23 protein-coding genes are annotated in these 23,331 nt (G+C 34.7%); 6 read left to right on the top strand and 17 right to left on the bottom strand.

Annotated features, from left to right (window positions below; all coding sequences use genetic code 11):
* Positions 1–34 precede the first annotated feature (34 nt).
* Genes tpx through sppA form a run of 3 tightly spaced genes read right to left on the bottom strand, consistent with a single transcriptional unit; the run spans position 35 to position 2,188 of the window.
* Positions 35–544 (bottom strand): thiol peroxidase, encoded by a 510-nt coding sequence (gene tpx, locus AM499_RS01975; protein WP_053588618.1) that lies wholly within the window; start codon positions 542–544, stop codon positions 35–37.
* Positions 545–580: 36 nt separating this feature from the next.
* Positions 581–1,162, bottom strand: coding sequence for an RDD family protein (locus tag AM499_RS01970; RefSeq protein ID WP_082355147.1), 582 nt, complete (start codon positions 1,160–1,162; stop codon positions 581–583).
* A gap of 15 nt (positions 1,163–1,177) precedes the next feature.
* On the bottom strand, positions 1,178–2,188 hold the full coding sequence (gene sppA / locus AM499_RS01965; RefSeq protein WP_053588617.1) for a signal peptide peptidase SppA: 1,011 nt from the start codon (positions 2,186–2,188) through the stop codon (positions 1,178–1,180).
* Positions 2,189–2,342: 154 nt separating this feature from the next.
* On the opposite strand from sppA, the gene AM499_RS01960 reads away from it, so the two are divergent.
* Entirely contained in the window at positions 2,343–3,143 is an 801-nt protein-coding gene (locus AM499_RS01960; protein ID WP_053588616.1) for an NAD kinase, read from the top strand.
* Positions 3,144–3,422: 279 nt separating this feature from the next.
* Here the strand turns inward: AM499_RS01960 and rarD are convergent, their stop codons facing one another.
* The 6 genes from rarD to ezrA form a co-directional block, all read right to left on the bottom strand.
* Positions 3,423–4,328, bottom strand: a complete 906-nt coding sequence (gene rarD, locus AM499_RS01955; protein WP_082355146.1) for an EamA family transporter RarD — start codon at positions 4,326–4,328, stop codon at positions 3,423–3,425.
* Between the two features lie 133 nt (positions 4,329–4,461).
* On the bottom strand, positions 4,462–6,045 hold the full coding sequence (gene mbcS, locus AM499_RS01950) for an acyl-CoA synthetase MbcS (RefSeq protein ID WP_053588615.1): 1,584 nt from the start codon (positions 6,043–6,045) through the stop codon (positions 4,462–4,464).
* 145 nt (positions 6,046–6,190) lie between these two features.
* On the bottom strand, positions 6,191–6,394 hold the full coding sequence (locus AM499_RS01945) for an alpha/beta-type small acid-soluble spore protein (protein ID WP_053588614.1): 204 nt from the start codon (positions 6,392–6,394) through the stop codon (positions 6,191–6,193).
* 81 nt (positions 6,395–6,475) lie between these two features.
* A complete protein-coding gene (gene thiI / locus AM499_RS01940; protein WP_053588613.1) occupies positions 6,476–7,678 on the bottom strand; it encodes a tRNA uracil 4-sulfurtransferase ThiI in 1,203 nt (400 codons plus the stop codon).
* A complete protein-coding gene (locus tag AM499_RS01935; RefSeq protein WP_053588612.1) occupies positions 7,675–8,817 on the bottom strand; it encodes a cysteine desulfurase family protein in 1,143 nt (380 codons plus the stop codon). Before AM499_RS01935 ends, thiI begins: the two co-directional genes overlap by 4 nt.
* Positions 8,818–9,022: 205 nt before the next feature.
* Complete coding sequence (gene ezrA, locus AM499_RS01930) at positions 9,023–10,723, bottom strand: septation ring formation regulator EzrA (protein ID WP_053588611.1); 1,701 nt, start codon at positions 10,721–10,723, stop codon at positions 9,023–9,025.
* Between the two features lie 147 nt (positions 10,724–10,870).
* On the opposite strand from ezrA, the gene hisJ reads away from it, so the two are divergent.
* On the top strand, positions 10,871–11,680 hold the full coding sequence (gene hisJ, locus AM499_RS01925) for a histidinol-phosphatase HisJ (RefSeq protein WP_053588610.1): 810 nt from the start codon (positions 10,871–10,873) through the stop codon (positions 11,678–11,680).
* 2 nt (positions 11,681–11,682) lie between these two features.
* A complete protein-coding gene (locus AM499_RS01920) occupies positions 11,683–12,162 on the top strand; it encodes a GAF domain-containing protein (protein ID WP_053588609.1) in 480 nt (159 codons plus the stop codon).
* Positions 12,163–12,538: 376 nt separating this feature from the next.
* Here AM499_RS01920 and megL read toward each other — a convergent pair whose 3' ends face one another.
* Complete coding sequence (gene megL / locus AM499_RS01915) at positions 12,539–13,732, bottom strand: methionine gamma-lyase (RefSeq protein ID WP_053588608.1); 1,194 nt, start codon at positions 13,730–13,732, stop codon at positions 12,539–12,541.
* A gap of 76 nt (positions 13,733–13,808) precedes the next feature.
* Complete coding sequence (locus AM499_RS01910) at positions 13,809–15,665, bottom strand: sensor domain-containing diguanylate cyclase (RefSeq protein ID WP_082355145.1); 1,857 nt, start codon at positions 15,663–15,665, stop codon at positions 13,809–13,811.
* A gap of 392 nt (positions 15,666–16,057) precedes the next feature.
* Here AM499_RS01910 and rpsD point away from each other — a divergent pair, with 392 nt between their 5' ends.
* Together rpsD and AM499_RS21125 are read left to right on the top strand one after the other, a co-directional pair.
* Positions 16,058–16,660: a 30S ribosomal protein S4 gene (gene rpsD, locus AM499_RS01905; protein ID WP_053588607.1), complete on the top strand. Its 603-nt coding sequence runs from the start codon at positions 16,058–16,060 to the stop codon at positions 16,658–16,660.
* 173 nt (positions 16,661–16,833) lie between these two features.
* Positions 16,834–18,194, top strand: a protein-coding gene (locus AM499_RS21125) for an IS3 family transposase (RefSeq protein ID WP_156316731.1) whose coding sequence is annotated in 2 segments (ribosomal slippage) — positions 16,834–17,290 and positions 17,290–18,194 — 1,362 coding nt in all. Because the reading frame shifts where the segments join, the coding sequence is not laid out codon by codon here.
* Between the two features lie 146 nt (positions 18,195–18,340).
* Here the strand turns inward: AM499_RS21125 and AM499_RS01890 are convergent.
* The 5 genes from AM499_RS01890 to AM499_RS01870 form a co-directional block, all read right to left on the bottom strand.
* Positions 18,341–18,868, bottom strand: a complete 528-nt coding sequence (locus AM499_RS01890; protein WP_053588604.1) for a WGR domain-containing protein — start codon at positions 18,866–18,868, stop codon at positions 18,341–18,343.
* A 268-nt stretch (positions 18,869–19,136) separates the two neighbouring features.
* Positions 19,137–19,631 carry a hypothetical protein gene (locus tag AM499_RS01885; RefSeq protein WP_053588603.1) on the bottom strand — a complete coding sequence of 165 codons (495 nt, stop codon included), beginning with the start codon at positions 19,629–19,631 and terminating at the stop codon, positions 19,137–19,139.
* Between the two features lie 112 nt (positions 19,632–19,743).
* Positions 19,744–20,190, bottom strand: coding sequence for a GNAT family N-acetyltransferase (locus tag AM499_RS01880; RefSeq protein ID WP_053588602.1), 447 nt, complete (start codon positions 20,188–20,190; stop codon positions 19,744–19,746).
* A gap of 220 nt (positions 20,191–20,410) precedes the next feature.
* On the bottom strand, positions 20,411–20,977 hold the full coding sequence (locus tag AM499_RS01875) for a DUF4256 domain-containing protein (protein ID WP_053588601.1): 567 nt from the start codon (positions 20,975–20,977) through the stop codon (positions 20,411–20,413).
* A 405-nt stretch (positions 20,978–21,382) separates the two neighbouring features.
* On the bottom strand, positions 21,383–21,637 hold the full coding sequence (locus AM499_RS01870) for a DUF3006 domain-containing protein (RefSeq protein WP_053588600.1): 255 nt from the start codon (positions 21,635–21,637) through the stop codon (positions 21,383–21,385).
* A gap of 213 nt (positions 21,638–21,850) precedes the next feature.
* Here AM499_RS01870 and AM499_RS21545 point away from each other — a divergent pair, with 213 nt between their 5' ends.
* Positions 21,851–22,015 carry a hypothetical protein gene (locus tag AM499_RS21545; protein ID WP_156316730.1) on the top strand — a complete coding sequence of 55 codons (165 nt, stop codon included), beginning with the start codon at positions 21,851–21,853 and terminating at the stop codon, positions 22,013–22,015.
* 48 nt (positions 22,016–22,063) lie between these two features.
* Here AM499_RS21545 and tyrS read toward each other — a convergent pair whose 3' ends face one another.
* On the bottom strand, positions 22,064–23,329 hold the full coding sequence (tyrS, locus tag AM499_RS01865; RefSeq protein WP_053588599.1) for a tyrosine--tRNA ligase: 1,266 nt from the start codon (positions 23,327–23,329) through the stop codon (positions 22,064–22,066).
* Between the last annotated feature and the right edge of the window lie 2 nt (positions 23,330–23,331).

Genomic DNA, 23,331 nt, shown 5'->3' with positions numbered 1-23,331 from the left:
AGTAAAACCCACTCTAAGAGTGGGCTTAAATGTTTTATTTGTTCGTTAATGCTTTAACCGCTTCTAATGCTTTTTCATAGTCTGGATGATCGGTACCTTCGCTAACGTATTCAGCGTAAGTAACCACGTCATTTTTATCGACTACAAAAACAGAACGAGCTAGTAATCGTAGTTCTTCCATATAAACACCGTATGCTCTACCAAATGAAAGGTCACGGTGATCAGATAGAGTTTGAATTGCGTCAGCAGCATTAGCTCCGCACCAACGTTTTTGAGCGAATGGTAAATCTACTGAAATTGTTAAGATTACTACATCTTCACCTAAACTAGCAGCACTTTGATTGAATTTGTTTGTTTGTGTAGAACATACTCCTGTATCAAGGGAAGGAACTACACTTATTAAACGAACTTTACCAGCAGAGTCTTGAAGTGTTACTGGTGATAAATCATTTGCTAGAACTGTAAAGTCTGGCGCCTTTTCTCCAACTACTACTTCTTTTCCAACTAAAGTTACTGGATTGTTTTTAAATGTTACTTGAGCCATAAATATGTAGCCTCCTTTTTCAATATCTTCATCTTACTAGAATATGTTCTGCTCTTGCAACTCTTTTGCAGCAGGAGGACGTGTATATTCAACTTTCTGAGTTTTATCATATACAGCTTCGTGTACTACTAAAGTATCTGCAATAAAGTCGTGAATAGCTTGCTTTTTAGGAGTAAAAGCAACTGCAAGATATGGAATATTTAGTGGAATCACCGAGATAATTCTACCAACCCATTCTCTAAATAAAACCGTACTCCATTTTAACTTTTCTCGGTCCTTTGTGATTACTTTAATACCAAAAATCATTTTTCCAACTGTTTGGTTGAAAAATTTCGTCATCAACACGAAATAAGCATAAAATATAATTGATGTAATTAACGTAAAAGGAGCATACCAAGTAGGATCATTTATCTCCAATGAAAGTAAACGGAAAATAGGTTTTATTAGTAACATTCCAATAGAAGCCAAAACTAACAGGTCCGCTACATATGCCCAAAAACGTATCCAAAAGCCTGCCGCTTTGTGCTCAAATTGATCAGTTGGCTTTGTAGTGACTGGTTGAGTTGGAGCTTCACTTACTTGCACAATACGTTCTTCTGGCTGTTCAATTTCACTCATCATATTCCCTCCTTATCATTCACCGTATAAATACATCATGCGAGGTGCACTATTATCTGCAATCAGTTTACCGATTAATTTAGACTCCATATCAACACCAAAGAATGATTGTGCCTTCATCGCAAACAATGAAGAAAAGCTTGGCGAGTATCCATATTCAAAAACCTCTGCATCTTCCAAATCATTGTCTGTTTTGATCGCTTGAATTACATCTTCTATAAATCCAATTTCATCTGCTAATCCTGCTTCAACTGCTTGACGACCATTTACTATTCTTCCGTCCGCTACTTTTTTAACTTCAGCCTCCGTCATATTACGTCCTTGTTCGATAATATCTACAAAATCCTCATAGGAGTCGTTCAACATGACCTGTAAAAGTTCTCTCTCTTCTTCTGTCATCTCTCTTGATGGGCTCATAATGTCCTTATATGGACCTGATTTGATGGTAACAAATTCTACACCGTATTTCTCAGCAAGCTTACCATAATTGACACTTTGCATAATTACACCGATTGATCCTGTAATTGTTTCTTTGTTTACAAAAATTTTATCCGCAGATGCTGAGATATAATAACCACCAGATGCTGCCATACTGCCCATCGAAACATAAACTGGCTTACCTGCTTCCTCTTGTATCTCTCTAATTTCTTTATAAATTTGCGCCGATTCAACTACTCCACCACCTGGAGAGTTTACTTGAAGTACGATAGCTTTAACTGAGTCGTCTGTTTTCGCTTGTTCTAATTGCTCTAAAAAGAATTGATGATTATAAGTCTCCTTAGCAAAAAGTGATCCAGTACTTCCTGTATCCTGTATAACTCCATTTACTGTAAGGAGTGCAACACGTTCATTCATATTACCTTCTTCAATTACAGTTTCATAAAATTCAGAGCTTGAAACAGATGCAAACTCCTCCATCATTGCTGTCCAATCCGTCGAAAATGCACTCGATAACGTATTGACAAAAATAGAAACTGCTAATAATACGGATGCCCCTAAGATGGCAAACCAACGTTTCATATTCATATACCTTGTTCCTCCTTTTGTTTACATTCTTACATACGAAAAAAATGTCTAAATGTTTCATGAAATGTTAAAATAAATGCATATACAGAAGATCACATACTTCTAATTAATTTCATATGACACAAATATTATTTAATTAAAAGGAGAAAGCTTAATGACCTCAAGAAATACAATATTTCTTTATACTAAGAATGACATAGAATCATTAGAAAAAAAAGATGTTTTAGCAGATGCGATTCAATCGTACGGCTTTCAGGTTGTAGACAACCACCAAGATGCTTCTATTATTGTTAGTATTGGAACAGATGGATCTTTTTTGCAGGCCGTTCGCAAAACTGGTTTTCGTCAAGATTGTCTTTATGCTGGAATATCAACAACTGGCACATTAAGTATGTACTGTGACTTTTTAATAGAAGATATAGAAGCGATGGCAGATGCAGTATTAAATGATCAAATAAAAGTTCGTAAATATCCGTTAATGGAAATATCGGTCAATCATAATCCGAAATTCTATTGTTTAAATGAGTTTGCGATTCGATCCAATATCATAAAAACATTTGTATTAGATATTATTATTGATGATAAGCTCTTCGAGACGTTTCGAGGAGATGGCATGGTTATTTCAACACCGACTGGAAGCTCTGCCTACAACAAATCGTTAAACGGTGCAGTTGTAGATCCACTTCTCCCTTGTATCCAAGTAACAGAAATTGCTTCCGTCAATAGCAATGAATTCAGAACACTTGGCACTTCTTTTATATTGAGCGGCAATAGATCTCTCGAACTCCGTTTACATAAGGATTGGAATGATTATCCATCTATGAGCACCGACAACGAAGCATTGAGCATACAGCATGTAGAAACTGTCTCTATTGCTTTAAGCAATAAAATCATCAAAACCGTAAAATTAAAAGATAATAGCTACTGGGAAAAAGTAAAACGTTCTTTTTTATAAGGGCATGTTGTTTTACCTTCAAAAAAAAGTGCTGGGTCTAATTCTTCTAATGAAATAGTACTGTATTAAAGGGTATATCCTGGGAGAGCGACGAAGGAGCGACTTATCCTGCGGAGGCTCATGCGTAGCTTGCGGCAAACGCACATCCGTTTTCTACTTTCTTTGGCTTGTTCGTTGTAAATATATTCATTAGATTCTCAACAGAATAAAAACTTGCATCTGATCTTCCCAACATATTACGTGGAGCACATAAAGCTTTTTATAAATAGAAACAGGTAGTCATAGCACTACCTGTTTTTTTCGTACCTCTACAATTTTTGATGCAGTAAATAAGATTAACGCTATCCAAATAAAGGAAAATGATATGAACTCAATTTTACTAAACGTTTCGCCATATATAAAAACTCCGATAACCAACATGAGAGTCGGAGCTATGTATTGAAGAAAACCAGACATATAAAGCGGCATCGTTTTAGTACCTTTGGCAAACAACACAAGCGGTACCGCAGTTGCTACACCAGTAAAAGCTAACAATATCATAGTAGGAGCACTAGAATGAAAAAAGACTGCTTTATCAGTAATTAACAAATAGCCAAAATATATAAGAGCCACTGGTAAAACGAACAAAGTTTCTAGCGTTAATCCTCTCAATGGATCAATCGTTAAACTTTTTTTAATAAGTCCATAAAAAGCAAATGTTAACGCTAAAATAAAAGCAATCCATGGGATTTCTCCATAGGAGACAGTTAAAATTGCCACTCCTGCAGCTGCTATAAGTACGGAAAGCTGCTGGGCTCTTGATAATTTTTCTTTTAAAAAAATAATACCTAATAGCACTGAAATTAATGGGTTAATATAATAACCTAGACTTGTTTGAACAATGTATCCTGCATTTACTGCAAATATGTATGTAAACCAATTACCCGTTACTAAATAAGAAGCTAGAACAAGACTCCAAAAGGCTTTCTTATTTTTCCAAAGTTCTTTTAAATCACTTATTAATACCCGAAAGTTCTTCATTAGAATTACTACTAAAAACGTAAATATAAAGGACCATATTACTCGACTTGCTAAAATTTCGTCGCTGGAAACATCCAAAAGCAACTTCCAATATATTGGCATAAAACCCCAAAAAATATAGGCAACAGCTACGATTACTATCCCTTGTTTTTCTTCATTTTGCAAAACTATCACCCCACATATTTAGGAACTCGAAACACAAGAAACATTATAATACTTTACTTCATTGAAGTAAATGGACATATTCATCAATCACACAAAAAAGCACGGAGAACATATTATTCTCCGTGCTAATTTGTTATTTAGTTTTGAGTTGTTGTTCTTGCTGTCTTAACTCTATTCTTCTAATTTTACCTGAAGTAGTTTTTGGTAATTCCTTGATAAATTCTATTTCACGCGGATATTTATATGGCGCTGTCATGGATTTCACATGCTCTTGAAGTTCTTTCACTAGTTCCTCAGTGCCTTGAATGGATGAATCACGTAAAACAACAAATGCCTTTACGATCGTCCCTCTAAGCTCATCTGGACTTCCAACAACTGCACATTCTTGAACAGCAGGATGCTTTGTAAGTGCATCTTCCACTTCGAATGGTCCAATGGTATAACCAGAGCTAATAATGATATCGTCTCCTCTACCTTCAAACCAAAAATATCCATCCTCATCTTTTTTCGCTTGGTCGCCTGTAATATAGTAATCTCCTCTAAATTGCATAGATGTTCGTTCTGGATCCTTTAAATACTCTTTAAATAGAGCTGGAGTTTCTATATGCACTGCAATATCTCCAACTTCTCCTGGAGCACAAATTTCTCCAAATTCATTCACTATTTCTACTGTATTTCCAGGAGTAGGTTTTCCCATAGAACCAGGACGAGCTTCTGTTCCTTTCATTGTTCCAACTAATAATGTATTTTCTGTTTGACCGTAGCCGTCTCGTACTTCTAAATTGAATAATCTATCAAATGTTTCAATAACTTCTCTATTCAAAGGTTCCCCTGCTGAAACAGCACTGTGAAGTGAGGAAAGATCATAATCTTTTAATCCATCTACTTTAGCCATAATTCGGTATTCAGTAGGTGTACAGCAAAGAACATTTACTTTTTTCTCTTGCATATTTTTTAAATACGTATTTGGATCAAATTTCCCATTATAAACATAACCAATCGCACCACTTCCTAAAGTTGCAAGGAACGGACTCCAAATCCATTTTTGCCATCCCGGACTAGCCGTTGCCCAAACAATATCACCTTCTTGAATCCCAAGCCAATTTGGAGCAGATGTTTTTAAATGTGCAAAAGCCCAGCCATGTGTATGCACTACACCTTTTGGATTTCCAGTTGTACCACTTGTATAAGATAGAAATGCCATATCATCCTTTAAAGTATCTACCACTTGAAACTCATCTGATTCTGCTACAATTTCATTTGTTAGTGATACCCAGTTATCTTTACTTTCACCTATTACTAATAGTAATTTTTCATCTAAATGAGAGACATCTTCGAATTGGTCTAAAAATGGCTCATATGCAATTATAGCTTTTGCTTCACTATGCACAAGACGATATTCAATATCCTTTGCTCGAAGCATTTCTGAACTCGGTATTACAACTAATCCCGCTTTTAATGCTGCGATATAAACTTCGTAAGCCTCTATTAATCGAGGAACCATGATTAATACTACATCACCTTTTTGGAGACCTTTTCTTCCAAAAAGATTTGCTATTTTATTTGACCTTTTCATTAGTTGATTATATGTACTAGTCTTCACTTCACCCTTATCGGATTCCCAAATAAGTGCTAGCTTACTTTCATCTTTACTATATTTTTCAAATTCACTAACTAGGTTATAATTTTGAGGTGCAATTAAGTCTTGTTTATTCATCCTAAACTCCTCCTTTTTATACACTTTAATTATAAAGGAAATTAACTGAGTTTTATATATAAAATTAATTTTCAGAAACCTTTATTTATAAAAAAAAACCACAAAAAGAAAAACCGGCAGCCTAAGCTACCGGTCCGTTGTTTTCTTATTTGCTGAAACCATTCATTTGTTGTTGAGCTTGAGCAACTAATCGCTTAGTGATTTCTCCGCCTACGGATCCGTTGGCACGCGATGATGCTTCTCCCCCAAGTTGTACTCCAAACTCTTGAGCAATTTCATATTTCATTTGATCAAGTGCTTGTCTTACTCCTGGTACTAAAAGTTGGTTTGAAGAATTGTTGTTTGGCATGTCTCTCACCTCCTTGTGAATATAGATTGGTCGATTTCTTTTAAATCATACACAAGGCGATGAGGTATATTTTGTTAATTATTAAAGCAGATTTTCAAATTCATTTTTCTTTTTACTTGGAAATGAAAACACTTCTCTATTCTCTACTGCCTCTCTTATCAATTCATCAAAATCCTTAAAGCTTTCATAGTATTCCACTTTTTCAAGCTTTGGCTTTGTTTTTGGACATGACGGAGTGAAAATTGTACAACAATCTTCATAAGGCAATATAGAGGTCTCATATGTCCCGATACTTCGAGCTATATCAATTATTTCAAGTTTGTCAAAAGAAATAAGTGGTCTAAAAATTGGTGTTGTGGATACTGCATTTATTGCTGTTAAGCTTTCTAATGTTTGGCTTGCCACTTGACCTAAGCTCTCACCTGTGACGATTCCTAGTGCTCCAATTTCTTCCCTCAAAAGATCAGCGATTTTCAACATCATTCTTCTAGTCGTTGTCATTGATACATTATCGGGTATTTGAGCTTGAATACTTTGTTGGATTGCGGTAAAAGGAATGACATGCAATCTTACTGTTGCGCCAAAAAGACTTAATTGATTGGCTAAATCCATCACTTTTTCTTTTGAACGTTCACTTGTAAAAGGTGGACTATGGAAGTGAATTGCATCTAATCGAACTCCACGTTTCAATAACATATAGCCTGCTACAGGACTATCGATTCCTCCAGAGAGCATCAACAATGAGCGACCATTGGAACCAAGAGGCATTCCACCAGCACCAGGTATAACTTGTGCCATCATGTATACTGCATCTGATAAAACTTCAATTCGTAATTCAATTTCTGGCTTTTTCATTTGCACTTTTAAGGTAGTAAATTGTCTTAGCACATGATTTGCAACTTCTCTTTGAAGTTCGTACGTATCTAGTGGGAATCGTTTATCGGTACGCTTTACCGTTACTTTAAATGTTTTATCTTCGTAGTCTAAACTGTCGATAATCTTTATAGCAGTTTCTTTTATATCCTCCAGTTCTTGCGTACAAGAAGCAACTGGGCTGAATGATTGAATACCAAATATTTTTGGAAGACGTTTGATCAGTTCATCAATTTCTGCATCCTCTTTCGAGCTAAGAAACATTCGATCTCTTTCAGCTGTGATTTTTACATTAGGTAAATCAACAAATGAAAATTTTATATTGTTTCTAAGATGTGTAATGAATGCCTTTCTGTTTTTACCCTTTGTTGATAATTCACCGTATCGAACTAATATTTTTTCCCATTTCATCTTTTTATGTCTCCTTTTATTACATTCATTACTTTCGTAAATATTTTTTTAAATTGCTCCACTTCAGTATCTGTATTCGTATACGAAAGACTCAATCTAATGACACCTTTAATATAGTCATCTTCTAGATGCATAGCTTTTAATACATGACTCGTTTTCGTTTGTTTAGATGAACATGCACTGCTTGTAGAGACAATGACGTCTTCCTTTTGCAAAGCATTTATAAATACTTCTCCTTTTACACCTTTCACTGAAAAAGAAATGATATGAGGTGCTCTTATTTCCGGGGAAATGATTTTTATGGAAGAAAATGTTTTTAAAAAACGCTTAAGTTCCTCTGTCATTTTTTTTAAGCTTTCTATATGTTCCTTAAGATTAATACTCGCTAATCTTACTGCTTTTGCAGTACTTACAGCAAGAGGAACTGGCGTTGTTCCGCTTCTAATCCCAGATTCTTGTCCGCCTCCATATATAATTGGATCAATTTCTATCGAATTTTTTAATGCTAGAAGTCCCGAACCTTTGAGACCATGAATTTTATGAGAAGAAATAGTAATAGCATCGACATGTTGCTCATCAAAATTTACAAGCATCTTTCCAAAGCTTTGAACGGCATCCATATGAAATACAGCTCGACTATTCGATTTAATGAGTGCGGATATTTCATTTATCGGTTGGATAGATCCTATTTCATTATTAACATGCATAACACTAACTAAAATTGTATCTTTACGAATTAATGTCTTTAAATCGACTATAGAAATAACCCCATCCTTATTGATGGGAATTTCTTCCACAATAAATCCTTGCTGTTGAAGCATTCTTGCTGCTTCTAAAATAGAAGGATGTTCGATTTCTGATATGAGAACATGATTACCACGCAGTTTATATTTATTTGCTAAACCGAATATGGCTAAATTATTCGATTCTGTTCCACCAGATGTAAAATATATTTTTTCGCTTGCAGTTTTTAGTACTTCTGCAACTTGTGTTCTTGCTGATTGTAGCAATTCATTTGTATGATGCCCAAATTCATGGATAGATGCAGGATTTGCCCAAAAATTTTCATTTACCGATACAAATGTATCCATTATTTCTTTATGTGCTTTAGTTGTAGCACTATTATCAAAATAAATCATGTGTTATACCCTCCTTTTCGGAAAAAAACCACCTTCACAATAGTGTGAGGCGGTTCACATTAGTATACAAAGTCTAAATAAATTAAAATATTAAAATAGATCGTTGTTAAACTGTATGAAAACACTTCTCCGTTAAAGTGCTTCTTACTGAAATAAGATTTTTGCAGCAGCTACAAAGTTTGAAAGCATTTCTGAAACCTTCTGATTATGTACGCCAAGCGTCTTCTTTCACTAGAACTTCAATTTTCTTTAAAGCGCCAGGTTCAACCTCTTCAACCGCAGTAGCAGCATCTTCCAAAGCTTTTGCATATCTAAGTTGTCTAAATGCTTCTTCTGCTTCCAGTAAGCGCATGTGAACATTTGGATGATTTGCGCGATATCGGTTTCCATATTGTATTATCTTTTCTGTTAATAATACATTTTCAAGCATTTCCTTCGCCTTTTGATGCACTTCTTCCATACAAGCTTCAGCTTTTGATAAATAGTTTTCGACTAAAGACATGTTGAGAGGAACTTCTTGCAGGCTTTGCATCGCTACATAAATATGTTCTTCCGCTTCTTCTAAGCGAACATCCATATCCTCTGGAATTCCAGGGATATTAGCTTTTTGTAACATTCGGTCTGTATCGTGCAACAAATTTTTTAATTCCTCTAGTTTCGCGCGAGCTTTGTTTTCATCAATTCGAAGGTTTTTTAAACTATTTGCAAATCGATCTTGTTCTTCATATAAACGGTCAATATCTTCTGCAATTTCGTTCAATTCTTCTTGAAGACTAGAATAAGCTGATTTTTCTTCCTCAACCTGGCTAGAAAGTAACTCAAATTTCTTTTGCAACTCTTCTAACTCTTTTAAACAGCTTTGAGGAATCTCTGCCTCTTTTTCTGGTAAACGGTAACTTTGTTGCACGTAGGTTGCTTCTTCGTTTACTGCAAGAGTTACGGATGTAACTTCTCTAAGACGATCAGCTGTTTTTTCTTTATGCTGGTCTACGTATTTTTTTGCTAATACTTCTTTTTCAAGTAAATCATAGAAAGTTTCAATTTCATCTTTTATTTCTTCTACACGTTCAATTGTTTTGGTCACTTTTAGTTCAACAATAGCTTCTTTCAAAACTTTTAGCTCTTCTTCTATAGCATCTAATTTTGCTGTCATTTCTAGATGTTGCAAGTAATAAGAGCTCTCTTCCATTTCCTTTTGACCGTTTCTTAATTCGTGAATACTTGCAGGGATCTTGTGTTGAATTTCTGATAGCACTGTAGGGATGTCATGTAAAATATGAAAAAACTTTTGTCCTTCATTTTGTACAGATATGACAATCTCACGAGCGCTTAAATAATTTCCTGAATCTGTCAATTTATTAAATTCTTCAAAATGAGGATTAAATGATTCTAATTTAGCCTCAAGTACTGGAACTGCATCCCCAAATGAATACTGATGTGCAAGTAACGTTTTTCTAGCAGCGCGATGCTGTTCTTTCAACTGTTCCATTTCAATGCGATTCTTCTCTTCACTACCGATTAATTCTTCTAGTTCTTTTAGAATCGTAGACATTTTCTGATCACATGAAGTAATTAATGACTGAATTTCCTTTTCAGTCTTGGAAGCCTTTATAAAGAGAAACTTGTCCACGTTTTCTTCCGCATCAAATAATAGAACATCAATTTTAGGCATCAGTACATCCATTACCTCTGTCCATGTATTCCTCCAACGCTCAAACATTTCTTCCGTTTGACCATTCATGTTCAGCTGTTTTACTTTCGTCATTTCTTCTAAAATCGGTTTATTTTGTATCTGGTGTTTTTCATGTTCTAACCGTTCAATTTCAGTATTATGTTTTCGTCTTATAATAAATGCAAAAACTGCAATGACTAAAAGTATAATAACCATTGGGATGATATACTTCATCGTAAGCCCCCGTTCCAAGATCAAGAGTTCTATTTTAACTATTACTATATATTTTACCATTCTTTTTATGTTATTGTTTCATAAAACAAGAGAAAAGCAATGAATTCTTTGAAATAATTGTATTTTATTCAATTGGAGGTATATTTTTTGAGAAAAGATGGCCATATTCATTCACCATATTGTCCTCATGGTACACTCGACTCTTTTCACTTATACATTGAAAAAGCGATTCAAAACGGGTTCCAAGAAATGACGTTTACAGAACATGCCCCATTACCTAAAAATTTCATCGACCCTACTCCCGAGCAAGACAGTGGGATGGAATTCACTAGGCTCGAATCATATTTGTCTGATATACATGATTTGAAAAAACAATATGAAAAAGATATTATTATTTCAACGGGGTTGGAAGTAGATTTTATTTCAGGCTTTGAAGAAGAAACAACTTCTTTTTTAAATACGTATGGTAAATATTTAGATGATTCTATCTTATCTGTTCACTTTTTGCGTTTTGAAAATAAATATACATGTATCGACTATTCCAAGGCTACTTATTTAGAATTCGCTCAACAAGTTGGAAATCCGATGTCTATGTACAAATTGTATTATAAAACACTCATGGATTCAATAACGAGTGATTTAGGAAAATTTAAACCAAAAAGAATTGGTCATATTACGCTTATACATAAATTCCAACATGCCTTAACAGAAAAAGTAGATGATCACGATGCTATCGTATCTATTTTAAAAGAAATGAAAAATCAACACCTTCAATTGGATGTAAATAGCGCTGGTCTGGCAAAAACGTATTGTTTAGAAAGCTATCCTCCTCCTTCCTACATTATGTTGGCAAAAGAGTTAGGAATTGAATTGGTTTTTGGATCAGATGCCCACCAAGTAAAAGATTTACATCAATTTTGTAACGAAGTAAATAAATATATAGAGAATGGAGAATAATCATGTTTACTCAATCAACGTATTCAGAAGATTTATCTGCAAATTATACGATGTTAAGCAAGCAATTAGATGCATTATTAGAAGGCGAAACAAATGCAATCGCTAATTTAAGCAATGCATCGGCACTTTTAAATCAATTTTTCGACCAAATTAACTGGGTAGGCTTTTATTTGATGGAAGACGGGGAACTAGTGTTAGGACCATTTCAAGGTTTGCCTGCATGTGTAAGAATACCTATTGGTAAAGGGGTTTGTGGAACAGCTGCGAATACGAAAGAAACAGTAATTGTTCCTGACGTTCATGCTTTTCCAGGTCATATCGCTTGTGATGCAGCATCTCAGTCAGAAATTGTTGTTCCAATTGAGAAAAACGGCGAACTGTTAGGTGTACTTGATATCGATAGTCCTATTAAAAATCGTTTTTCCGAGCAGGATAAGCAAGGTTTAGAGCAATTCGTACAAATTTTAGTAAAACATATATAAAAAACTGTTGATTAGATAAAATTTAAATGGATACTATCGGTTCCAGGCGGACGCGTTCCGCCGGCATGGCTTCAGCCGCTTCCCTTGCTCCTGCGCAAAGCTCGTCGCAAAAATTAATTTCGCTTCGCTTTCGGTGCAGAAAACATTTGCTATTCCGGCTGGAGTCGCCGCCTTCCACTCCAATCAACTATTATCCGCTTTTCAATTAGAAAACCATTATGCCATTAATAGAGCATGTTTTTATTCCTTATATTTTTACAATTAGTATTTATAGAAAATCGTTGAAAAAGGCGACACTCCTGCGGGAATAGCGTTAGCCGAAGACCCCGCAGTTGTGGGGAAGGCAATCTAAGTTAAAAAAGCTGAGGGATATCCCTCAGCTTTTTAGTTTGGAGAAAGCTAGTTGCAAGTCTTCTATTAGATCAGTAGAATTCTCTAGACCAACAGATAAGCGTAACAAACCATCTGTAATTCCCATCTCCATTCTTTCTTTTTCAGGCACTACTGAATGGGTCATCGTAGCGGGATGCTGTATTAATGTTTCTGCATCTCCTAAACTAACTGCAATTTTTATTAAACGTAGTTCATTCATTAGCTTTTGAGCACTTTTTAGACCGCCTTTAACCGTAAATGAAATAAGTCCTCCTCCAGCTTTCATTTGCTTTTTAGCTATCTCAAATTGAGGATTCTGATGATCATATGGGTAGTAGATGTTTTCTACCAAGTCGCACGTTTTTAAAAAGGATAAAATATCCTCCGCATTTTTTGTATGTCTATCCATTCTAACATGTAGCGTTTTCAATCCCCTGATCAGTAACCATGCATCAAATGGGGATATAATTCCACCATAATCTTTTTGAATAGACATTCGTATCGCTTCTATTTCCTGTTTTTGTTTACCTACTAATATTCCCGCAATAACATCTCCATGCCCATTAATATACTTTGTCGCACTATGCAAAACAAAATCTGCACCTAGTTGCAAAGGATTTTGTAAATAAGGTGAACTAAAAGTGTTATCGACTACTACTTGTATTCCATGTTTTTTAGCTACTTTTGTAATTAGTTCGAGATCCACAATTTCCATAGTTGGATTAATCGGTGTTTCGATATAAATGCAAGTAGTATTCGGTTTAATAGCTGCCTCAATTTCTTCTTCGCTTGCTAATAAGGACAAGTCATGCGAGATATTATATTTTTCCTTTAAAATGTTCAAGAGACCAAATGTACAACCGTAAATTCCTCGAGTACAAAGAATATGATCTCCTGCTTTTGTTAAATGAACTAATATAGTACTAACTGCTGCCATTCCAGACCCAAAAGCCAATGCCCCTTCCCCATATTCAAGAGCCGCCATACGTTCTTCTAAGACGTGAACAGTTGGATTACCAAGTCTTGAATAGATTCCACCAGCTTCTTCACCTCCAAATCTTCTAGCACCTTGCTCTGCTGTTTCAAATGCAAAGGTAGAAGTTTGATAAAGTGGTACAGATAAACTACCTTGATGCTGGTCCGAATTATATCCCTTATGAATGTATAATGTTTCCTTTTGTAGCTTTTCATTTGTCATGCAAATACACCCCTTTGTAAACGCTTACATTTATTTTACAATGAATAAAATAAAAAAGATAGGCATCTTCACCTTGTTAAAGTGAAGATGCCTTATAAATACGTAATTGGTTTTTACCACTATTTTTTGCTTCATATAGAGCTGTATCTGCATTATGGAACAAATGATGAAAAGAAGGAAGTTCATTTTTATCCCATCCGCAAACTCCAATTGATACAGTTACACTCGGATTTGTATTGTCAGGAATTAATTTAATTATGTTTTTAGACTCTTCTATGCCTTCTTCAATCGTCATTTGAGACAAATATACAGCTAGTTCCTCTCCACCCCATCTTGCTCCAATACCAATTCCTTCTGTTCGCTTTTTAATGACACTCGCGATTTGCTTCAGTATTTCGTCTCCAACCTGGTGGCCATGTGTATCGTTGACTAATTTAAAGTTATCAATATCCATGAGGATGAAGACGCCGCGCTCGTCATTTTTCATAGACGTTTCCACGTATTTATCTAAATATTTTCGTGCAAAAAGATTAGTCAAATGATCACGATTCACCATTTCCTGCAGTTTATTACGCAATTTAGAATTGCTAATCGCTAGAGAAGAATGCTGTATGAGTGATTGCATTAATTTGAAGCTATCAAATGAAAAGAAATACGGTTCTTTATGTAACACAATGCTAAATCCAGTAATAAGATTTTGCTCTTTAATTGGTATTGCAATGAGCGATTGAAAATCAAATTTTTGTTCTGCTAGTCTATTAAGATCTGCAATGAACAGAGCATCCTGAACTTTTCCAAAATGGTTGACTACATATTTTATATATTCTTGTCCATTCGATGTATGAAAAAATTCTGAACTGGCGGAAGAAACTTCAGGCCCTTGGTCGTTTAAAAAAACGAACCCAATTTGTTCAGGCTTAAAAGATTTATTTAATTGTTTGTGTAAAAAGGAGAGCATATCTTCTAAAGATAGATTCATATTTAGCTTATGGGAGGTTTCATTAATTAATTGCAAATCAGATACTAATCTATGTGATTGAATATATAGTTTTGCATTTTCTAATGCATTTCCAGCTGCTGTAGCAAGTAAGGATGCAAATTCTTTTTGTCTGACTGAAAATAAATAATCCAAAGGTGTAGACAATTGCATTATGCCATAAATACCTTGTTTCCCTTTAATAGGTACATTTAATAAACGGGCTCCTAAATCTGTTGCTAACTCTGTTGTGATTTCCCCTGAAACATATGCTTCAACTGTTGCAGCTCTCTCGGATGTATAGTCAAAAAGTTTATACGGAACCGATGTCTTTCGCTCTTGATCATTTGACAATATTAAGATCGCTTTAAAATTTGGAAACGCCTCTTGTACAGCATTTAATGTACCTTCTAATATTTGTCCAATATCAAGTGTTGAGTAAAACATCTTCGTAACATTGAACAAGTTTCGATATTGATGTTCTTGCTGTGTTAAATAGACGGTTTTTTTTATTTTTTGAACCAATGTACTAATACTAGTTATAAAACTGATTACTTCTGTTGTCTGGGAAAATTCCTTCCATTTTTGAGTTGATTCCATTATTAACAAGCCTAAGGGTTTATTTTCTTCATCCCTTAACAAAATAGATACTTCGCCATCTGACAAATTATTTTTTTGTAAAAATGGTATTTCATTAAAGTCTTGACCACAAAAATATCCTTCAACTTCAAACCATTTAATTGCATTTAATTTTTTAGCTAATGAATGATTCCATTGTAATTGTAAAAATGTATCTGTATCAAATATGAAGTAATTTGCCACCTGAACATTAAAAAACTCGGAAAGTATTTCTTTTAAATCTTCGAACCAGTCATAACTAGACTCATGATTAAAGACATTTTCATACCAAATATCTAAAATACGGCTCTTTATAGGCTCCACTATTTTAACGTCCATCCATTTAACACCTCTTAACTTTCCAAGTGTAAATACATTACTTTTATCACATACTCTTTATAATTCTATTTGACTATACTTCACATAATTTGTCAATTAATATACGACTAATCAGAATAGTAAAATCTTTTATATATCAATGTAATTAATGACTTAAAGTTTATTATATGTTGACTTACAAATTATAAAAAGTTACAATAGAATTTGTGTAAAATAAATGCAGCAGTTGTATGATCTAGATTGCTCATTTTGTTCCTCTATAGTTATAGATGGTGTATCCTGTAACCCTTGGCTGCATGGGCGATGATACATGAAAACAAAATGTCTGCTAGTTTGGATACATCTGGTCTTATTTTACAACAAAATAAAACCAATAAAAGGAGGAGTCATTCATGGCTCGATATACAGGTCCATCATGGAAATTATCACGTCGTCTTGGTATCTCACTAAGCGGTACTGGTAAAGAATTAGAAAAACGTCCTTACGCACCAGGACAACACGGTCCAAACCAACGTAAAAAATTAACAGAGTACGGTCTTCAATTACAAGAAAAACAAAAACTTCGTCACACTTATGGTGTTAACGAACGTCAATTCCGTACACTATTTGATAAAGCTGGTAAAATGCAAGGTAAACATGGTGAAAACTTCATGATTCTTCTTGAAACTCGCCTTGATAACATCGTTTACCGTTTAGGTCTTGCTCGCACACGTCGTGGAGCTCGTCAATTAGTTAACCATGGTCACGTTATGGTTGATGGTAAACGTGTAGATATTCCTTCATACCGTTTAAAACCAGGTCAAGAAATTTCTCTTCGTGAAAAATCTCAAAACCTTAATGTTGTAAGCGAATCAATCGAAGTAAACAACTTCGTACCTGAATATCTTTCTTTTGATGCAGACAAAAAAGTTGGTACATTCGTTCGTCTTCCAGAACGTGGAGAACTTTCTGCTGAAATTAACGAATCTCTAATCGTTGAGTTCTACTCTCGTTAATAGTTATACTCTGCAAAGAGTAATATTAAAAGTCCTAGAATCCTTGTTAAATCAAGGTTTTAGGGCTTTTTCTTTTTATCAGACAATGCAGGTTAAAGTACAAAAAAAAGCACCTTTTTATGAACTGCCCCGTAAATGTTAGACACTAAACTAACATTTGCGGGGTGTTTTTTATGGCTAGATTTACAGCCGAAGAAAAAATCAAAATGGTATTGCGTTATTTAGGAGGCAATGAAAGTTATCAGGAAATAGGAAGGGACTTAAAAGTCAGTAAAGTTGTGATGCGAGGATGGGTAAGACTTTATGAACATCAAGGTGCAGAGGCATTCTGTCAACCCTATACAACTTATACGCAACAGTTTAAACTAGATGTACTGAGTTATATGAACGAAATGGGTACATCCTCTCTTGAGACGGCCGCAATTTTTAATATTTCGTCAGCTGGTCTGATTAGAAAGTGGCGAAGAGCGTTTGAAATTGGTGGAATCGATGCCCTAAAACCAAAGAAAAAGGGGCGTCCATCCATGAAAAAGGAAACCAAATCGAATGACAAAAAAACATCTCCAGTTGAAGGATCTATGGAAGCTCTACGAGCTGAAAATGAACGTTTGCGTATGGAGAATGCCTACTTAAAAAAGTTGAACGCTTTAGTTCAGGAAAAGGAAAAATTACAAACAAAATCAAAGCGCAAGTAATTTTTGAACTAAAGGCTGAATTTGATGTCGTGGAATTAGTTAAAGTCGCAGACATTCCACGTAGTACTTATTATTACTGGGAAAAACGATTACAGCGTGAAGATAAATACGCGAAGGAAAAAGAAGCGATTGAAGCCATTTATCATGAACATAAAGGACGTTATGGCTATCGTCGCATCGCCAAAGAATTAAAGAAAATAAACATTTTTCATGATCCAAAGACGATCAACCGATTGATGAACGAAATGGGTTTAAAATGCGAAGTAAGGATAAAGAAGTATCGTTCTTATCGTGGAAAAGTCGGTAAAATCGCACCGAATTTACTAAACCGTGATTTCCATGCAGGAAAGATAAATGAAAAATGGGTAACGGACGTAACGGAGTTTCATTTATTTGGTGAGAAACGTTATTTATCACCTGTTTTAGATTTATGTAATGGCGAAATCATTGCTTACAAGATAATGAACCGTCCAGTTTATCAACTTGTGGGTGATATGTTGGACGAGGCAATCGGAAATTTAAATCCAGGAAATGAAGTCATTCTACATTCCGATCAAGGCTGGCATTATCAAATGAAGAAGTATCAGAAGACATTAGAGAAACACAATATAAAGCAAAGTATGTCCCGTAAGGGTAATTGTTTAGATAACGCAGTTATTGAGAACTTCTTTGGCTTATTAAAGTCCGAGCTTCTTTATCTACAAGAGTTTGAGAGTATGGAACATTTTGAACGTGAACTACATGAATATATCGAGTATTACAACCATAAACGAATGAAGGCAAAATTAAAAGACCTAAGTCCAGTAGAATACCGAACTCAGGTCTTAGAAGCTGCTTAAACTATTTGTCTAACTTTATTGGGTCAGATCATTAAGAGGCGCTTTTTGATATTAATATACTTTCGACTCATCTACTTTACTTCAAGTAGAAAAAGCTATCCTTAAAGACAGCCTCTTGTTCAACTAACACACTCGTTAGTTGAATATTAAATGATATCAAATTCAGCACCTTCTGGATAAAGAGAAACATATTCTTCATCTTCATCTAAAAAAGCTACTTTCACATTATCTAATAAATTTTTATTAGATAATTCCTCGATTGTAGTTTTTAAAGCTTTTTCGACGTCAATAACGTAGTTGAAGACGTTCGCACTACCACTACCAATGTCTCCACCATCACACGAACCATTTCCAGTCCATCCTAAACACTCATTCATTAAATCTTCGACCATGTGCCTTTTTTCAAGTGCTTCTACCATATGATTTTCTTCATATGAATATTGGACAACAAGCTCGATTAACTCCTCTTCATCAACGGTTTCATAACCATCATTTAACTTCTCTTCAGCTAATTTTCCCATTACCTTTTCCGCTTTTTCAAATAACTTTAATTTTACTTCTTCAGTTTCACCAGTATCTCCAACAACACCATAGTGGACTGTTAATGTTTTATCATCTTTCCAAACTTCCCAATACACCAATTCATTATCAACTTCTTTGACTAATTTAATCACTGATTATTCCTCCTGTGAAATTACTTAATTTTTTTATGTATTTATACCTTTCTTCAACTTACCTGCATAATTAGTTCAATGAGAAAAGCACCACTTTAAGACAGCCTCTTGTTGACTTATCCAAAAATAAGATAGCCACCTATACGATGACTATTTCTATTTAAGTAATGCAAGTTTTGCTTTAGATGGAGTTTCATATTTTACGGTTACACCATTTAATAAGATGTTATTTTGTACAATATAATACCCATCACCTCCATATAAGAAATCACTCTCTAGCGGAAGTCAAATCAATTTCATATTGGCCAAAAACATCTTCATACCCTTTTACCCTAAATAAAAGTTTCCCCCTGTTATCAGTTCCGATTATTTCTAAGATAACTACTACCTTACTTGGTTTATAAGACGGTAAATAAGCGAGACTCTCAACTTCTGCCTCAGTTTTGTTAATTGGATAATGCATGTATAAACTTCTATCATTACCTGTGTCATTTATTTCATGACTATAAAGACTAGTGGTTTCTCCGGGTTCTAATTGATTGATATTACCTAAATCCTGATATACATGATTACCATCAAATGAAAAATATAAGTTTAAATCCGTTATTACTTGTTTACTTGAATTATAAACTTCAATTGTCACACCATTATCGTATTTTAAAAACTCTCCTTGCTTAGCCCATCTCAATAGGTAGTAAAATCCGAAAAAAACCAGAAAAAAAGAAACAAAGCCGATTATTGTGTATTTCAGTATTTTTTTCACTTTTTTTCTCCCATCCTACAACTAAACTGCTGCGTTAGTTCAATAAGAAAATAGAGTTGCATACGCAACATAATCTACAACTAAAGCAATCGTTAGTTTAATAAGGATAATTTTAAGTAGCAATATTTTTAGTAAATAAAATACGGTCTTGTCCTGCACCAGCGTAATCAGTTTTTAAAGATACGGAAAAACCCATTGATTTATGAAATGAGATAGAACCCTCGTTAACTGGTGAAGTAATGCAACGGACAGTGCTACAACCTAAGTTTCGAACCTTAGCAAAAAACAATTCATATAGCTCTCTTGCTAAGCCGTTCTTCCTGAATTCTGGATTAACACCAACGAAGTGAATGTATGCTTCGTTTGAATTTGATTGCGACACAAATCCAATTAGAAAAGCGGATAAAACTTCATTGTCTTCAACTATGAAACTTGTTGACTGGAAATGCTCGAAAAACAGGCGAGGCAACAAATGGGTCATCTCTCGACCACCCCACCAATCATTCAAAACATCCATTACTTTATAATAATCTTCTTCTTTAATGTTATGAGTTTGCATTAATACAACTCCTTTTTGTGCACATTTATGTTATAGATTCATATTAACATGAAAAAACAAATATATTATTCAACTAAACTGCTCCTTTTTTCGAATAAAAAAAGAGCTGCCTATGCAGCCCATTGATCTATATCTAATGCCTCTGATAGTTGAAGACTGAAATTAAAGCCTTCTACAAGTCATCCGTTCTCAAATATAAATTTAGCCGTCTATGCAAAATTTAAACCCTAAGCGAGCCACGGAATCCCCTTGCAGCGTAGTAGGAGTCTGCTCCATTGTGGTACACAAAGACAGTGTCGTAGCGACGATCACCAAAGACGGCCCCGCCGAGTTGTCTAATATTAGCAGGTGTTTCCACCCAGCTCGACGTTTTCATATCGAAATTTTCTAGTTTCTGCAGCTCCCGGTATTGTTCTTCCGTTAAAAGTTCAATGCCCATGGCAGTTGCCATATCAATAGCGCTATTTTCTGGTTTATGTTTTTTCCTTGACTCTAGTGCTTCTCGGTCGTAACAAACACTTCTGCGACCTTTAGGACTTTCCGCTGAACAATCATAAAAAATGTATTCGCCCGTCTCTTTATCATGGCCAACAACATCCGGTTCACCACCTGTTCCTTCCATTTCATTGAGCGACCACAGTTTTTCAGTATTAGCTTCGAGCTTAGCTTGTACTTTAGCCCATTCAAGACCTTCATGGCGGTTCATGTTTTTCTCAAAACGTGCCTTCAAAGTTCTGAGTAGTTCCTCACGTTGTTCTTGTGACAACTCCTTATTTCTCTTTGTCATATTAGTTTCCCCCTTATTGTTTTTACTCATAATGGTTTAAGACTAAACTGCACCTTTAGTTGAATAAAAAAAGTGAGTTTTATTTATCGATTATTACTAATTTTTTCATCTTAAATATAAAATAATAAATGCAATAATACAAGGATAGGCAAATTAACACACCAGCATTCATATGTTCAACTAACTGTTCATAAAAATTTTCACCTAACATTACTTAAGCCACTTTTGATTCTCTAACTTTACCATTCATCTTGTTAGCCTAACATGCTGCGTTAACAAGAAAAAAGCTGCCTTGCCGGCAGCTACTTTAATTCAAATTGTTATAAAAAACGAAGCCATATACCAAGTGTTACATGGTTTCTATGTACCAACGATTTACTCTATATAGAGCAAACCGCCAATTCATTAATTTTTATGCATTTTCATTCCTTCAATTAAATCAAGCAAACGTTGTTTGGCATCATCAGTTTCTTCCTTCAACGCTATAAAATCATAGCCTGATTTTTCTTTATTGAAATGTATTTCCAATAAGTCTCCCACTTTTGCGTTAATCGTAAACTTATCTTTTAAAATGACGAGTTTGTTTGCTTTATTATCTTTTTCAAAAAGCACAACAAAAAAATCATCGAATCGATCGACCACGTATTTATTTGCACACACTTAAAACAGCCCCTTGACCAAAATAAATTAAAATAAAATTAATTTTTTCATGAATAGTAGGAAATTCGTTCAATATTATCATTCTATACTATTTACTACTCAATTTTCATCTTATTTTGTTTACTTTTTCATTTTTTTAATAATTTCATGACTATTTGTCTATTAATGGGGAATAATAAAAGATGAATATAGAAAAAAAAAGGAGGATATGTAGTGAAAAATAATAAAACGAATACTTCCAACAACAACTCTAAAGACGACAAAAGTATAAGTGAAAATTTTACAGAACCACAAAAGTTAAATGACGAGGAAAAGGAAAAACTTCAAGTAAAAGATGGTCAAAATAATCATCATGTTGATGAACGCGGTGGTTTTTAATTGAAAAATGCTACTTCCCTTGTATATAGGGAAGTAGCTTTTTTCATTTTAAATAAACTTGATCATTTTATAATTTTTCTTTCCTCGGCGAATAATCATGAATTCATCTTCAAGACGATCCTTTTCCCCAACTTCATATGTTACATCCGTAACTTTTTCTCCATTAACAGAAATAGCCCCGTTAGTAACGTCTTCCCTAGCTTGTCTTTTCGAAGGCGAGACAGTAGCTTCCACGATGAAATCTACAATGTTCTTCGTATCTTTTGTCATTTCAACGGAAGGTACATCTTTAAATGCATCCTTCATTTCTCCAGCTGTCAACTCTTTTAAATTCCCGCTAAATAACGCTTGGGAAATACGGATTGCTTGATCCAAAGCTTCTTGACCATGGATAAGTCGAGTCATTTCTTCAGCAAGTTTCATTTGTCCTTTGCGTAAATGTGGCTCATTTTCCACAGTTTCTTGGTAACTTTCAATTTCACTTCGTTCTAAGAAAGTAAAAATTTTCATGTATTTGATCACATCTGCATCTGCAGTATTAATCCAAAATTGGTAGAATTCATATGGAGATGTCTTTTTCGCATCTAACCAAACAGAACCAGAAGCTGATTTTCCAAATTTCGTTCCATCCGCCTTAGTTACTAATGGAATTGTTATTCCGTATGCTTTTGTTTCTTCCTCATGCGTTTTACGAATCATCTCAAGACCAGTTGTAATATTACCCCATTGGTCAGAACCACCAACTTGCACTTTACAATTATACGTGTTAAATAGATGATTGAAGTCGATTCCTTGTATTAATGTGTATGCGAACTCAGTAAAAGAAAGCCCTGAATCTAAACGAGAGGCAATAGAATCCTTCGCTAACATATAGTTGATGTTGACAAGCTTTCCGAAATCTCTTAAAAATTCAATTACTGTCATCGGTCCAATCCAATCATGATTGTTAACCATTTTAGCACCATTCTCAGCATTAAAATCAAAAATGCGCTCCATTTGGGTTTTGATTCCTTTTACATTTTTATCAATTTGTTCAGTTGTTTGCAAAACACGCTCTTCTGAACGTCCTGATGGATCTCCCACCATTCCTGTTGCTCCACCTACTAATAAGATTGGGCGATGTCCATGCATTTGAAAACGACGTAAAGTCAGTAAGGGCACGATATGCCCGATATGCATACTATCTGCAGTTGGATCGACACCACAGTAAAGTGAAATTTTTTCGCTATCTAATAAACTTTCTAAGCCTTCTGCATCTGTCTGCTGATAAATAAGACCTCTCCATGTTAAATCCTCTAATAATGCATTTGTCATAA

The organism is Bacillus sp. FJAT-22090 (genome assembly GCF_001278755.1).
GTDB lineage: Bacteria > Bacillota > Bacilli > Bacillales_A > Planococcaceae > Psychrobacillus.
Note: the sequence above shows the minus strand (reverse complement) of the source record. Positions and strands in the feature narration are given on the sequence as shown.

Bases quoted from the DNA above. Each gene is read 5' to 3' on its own strand.
- tpx (WP_053588618.1), bottom strand. From the start codon at position 544: ATGGCTCAAGTAACATTTAAAAACAATCCAGTAACTTTAGTTGGAAAA.
- AM499_RS01970 (WP_082355147.1), bottom strand. From the start codon at position 1,162: ATGAGTGAAATTGAACAGCCAGAAGAACGTATTGTGCAAGTAAGTGAA.
- sppA (WP_053588617.1), bottom strand. From the start codon at position 2,188: ATGAATATGAAACGTTGGTTTGCCATCTTAGGGGCATCCGTATTATTA.
- AM499_RS01960 (WP_053588616.1), top strand. From the start codon at position 2,343: ATGACCTCAAGAAATACAATATTTCTTTATACTAAGAATGACATAGAA.
- mbcS (WP_053588615.1), bottom strand. From the start codon at position 6,045: ATGAATAAACAAGACTTAATTGCACCTCAAAATTATAACCTAGTTAGT.
- AM499_RS01945 (WP_053588614.1), bottom strand. From the start codon at position 6,394: ATGCCAAACAACAATTCTTCAAACCAACTTTTAGTACCAGGAGTAAGA.
- thiI (WP_053588613.1), bottom strand. From the start codon at position 7,678: ATGAAATGGGAAAAAATATTAGTTCGATACGGTGAATTATCAACAAAG.
- AM499_RS01935 (WP_053588612.1), bottom strand. From the start codon at position 8,817: ATGATTTATTTTGATAATAGTGCTACAACTAAAGCACATAAAGAAATA.
- ezrA (WP_053588611.1), bottom strand. From the start codon at position 10,723: ATGAAGTATATCATCCCAATGGTTATTATACTTTTAGTCATTGCAGTT.
- AM499_RS01920 (WP_053588609.1), top strand. From the start codon at position 11,683: ATGTTTACTCAATCAACGTATTCAGAAGATTTATCTGCAAATTATACG.
- megL (WP_053588608.1), bottom strand. From the start codon at position 13,732: ATGACAAATGAAAAGCTACAAAAGGAAACATTATACATTCATAAGGGA.
- AM499_RS01910 (WP_082355145.1), bottom strand. From the start codon at position 15,665: ATGGACGTTAAAATAGTGGAGCCTATAAAGAGCCGTATTTTAGATATT.
- rpsD (WP_053588607.1), top strand. From the start codon at position 16,058: ATGGCTCGATATACAGGTCCATCATGGAAATTATCACGTCGTCTTGGT.
- AM499_RS01880 (WP_053588602.1), bottom strand. From the start codon at position 20,190: ATGCAAACTCATAACATTAAAGAAGAAGATTATTATAAAGTAATGGAT.
- AM499_RS01875 (WP_053588601.1), bottom strand. From the start codon at position 20,977: ATGACAAAGAGAAATAAGGAGTTGTCACAAGAACAACGTGAGGAACTA.
- tyrS (WP_053588599.1), bottom strand. From the start codon at position 23,329: ATGACAAATGCATTATTAGAGGATTTAACATGGAGAGGTCTTATTTAT.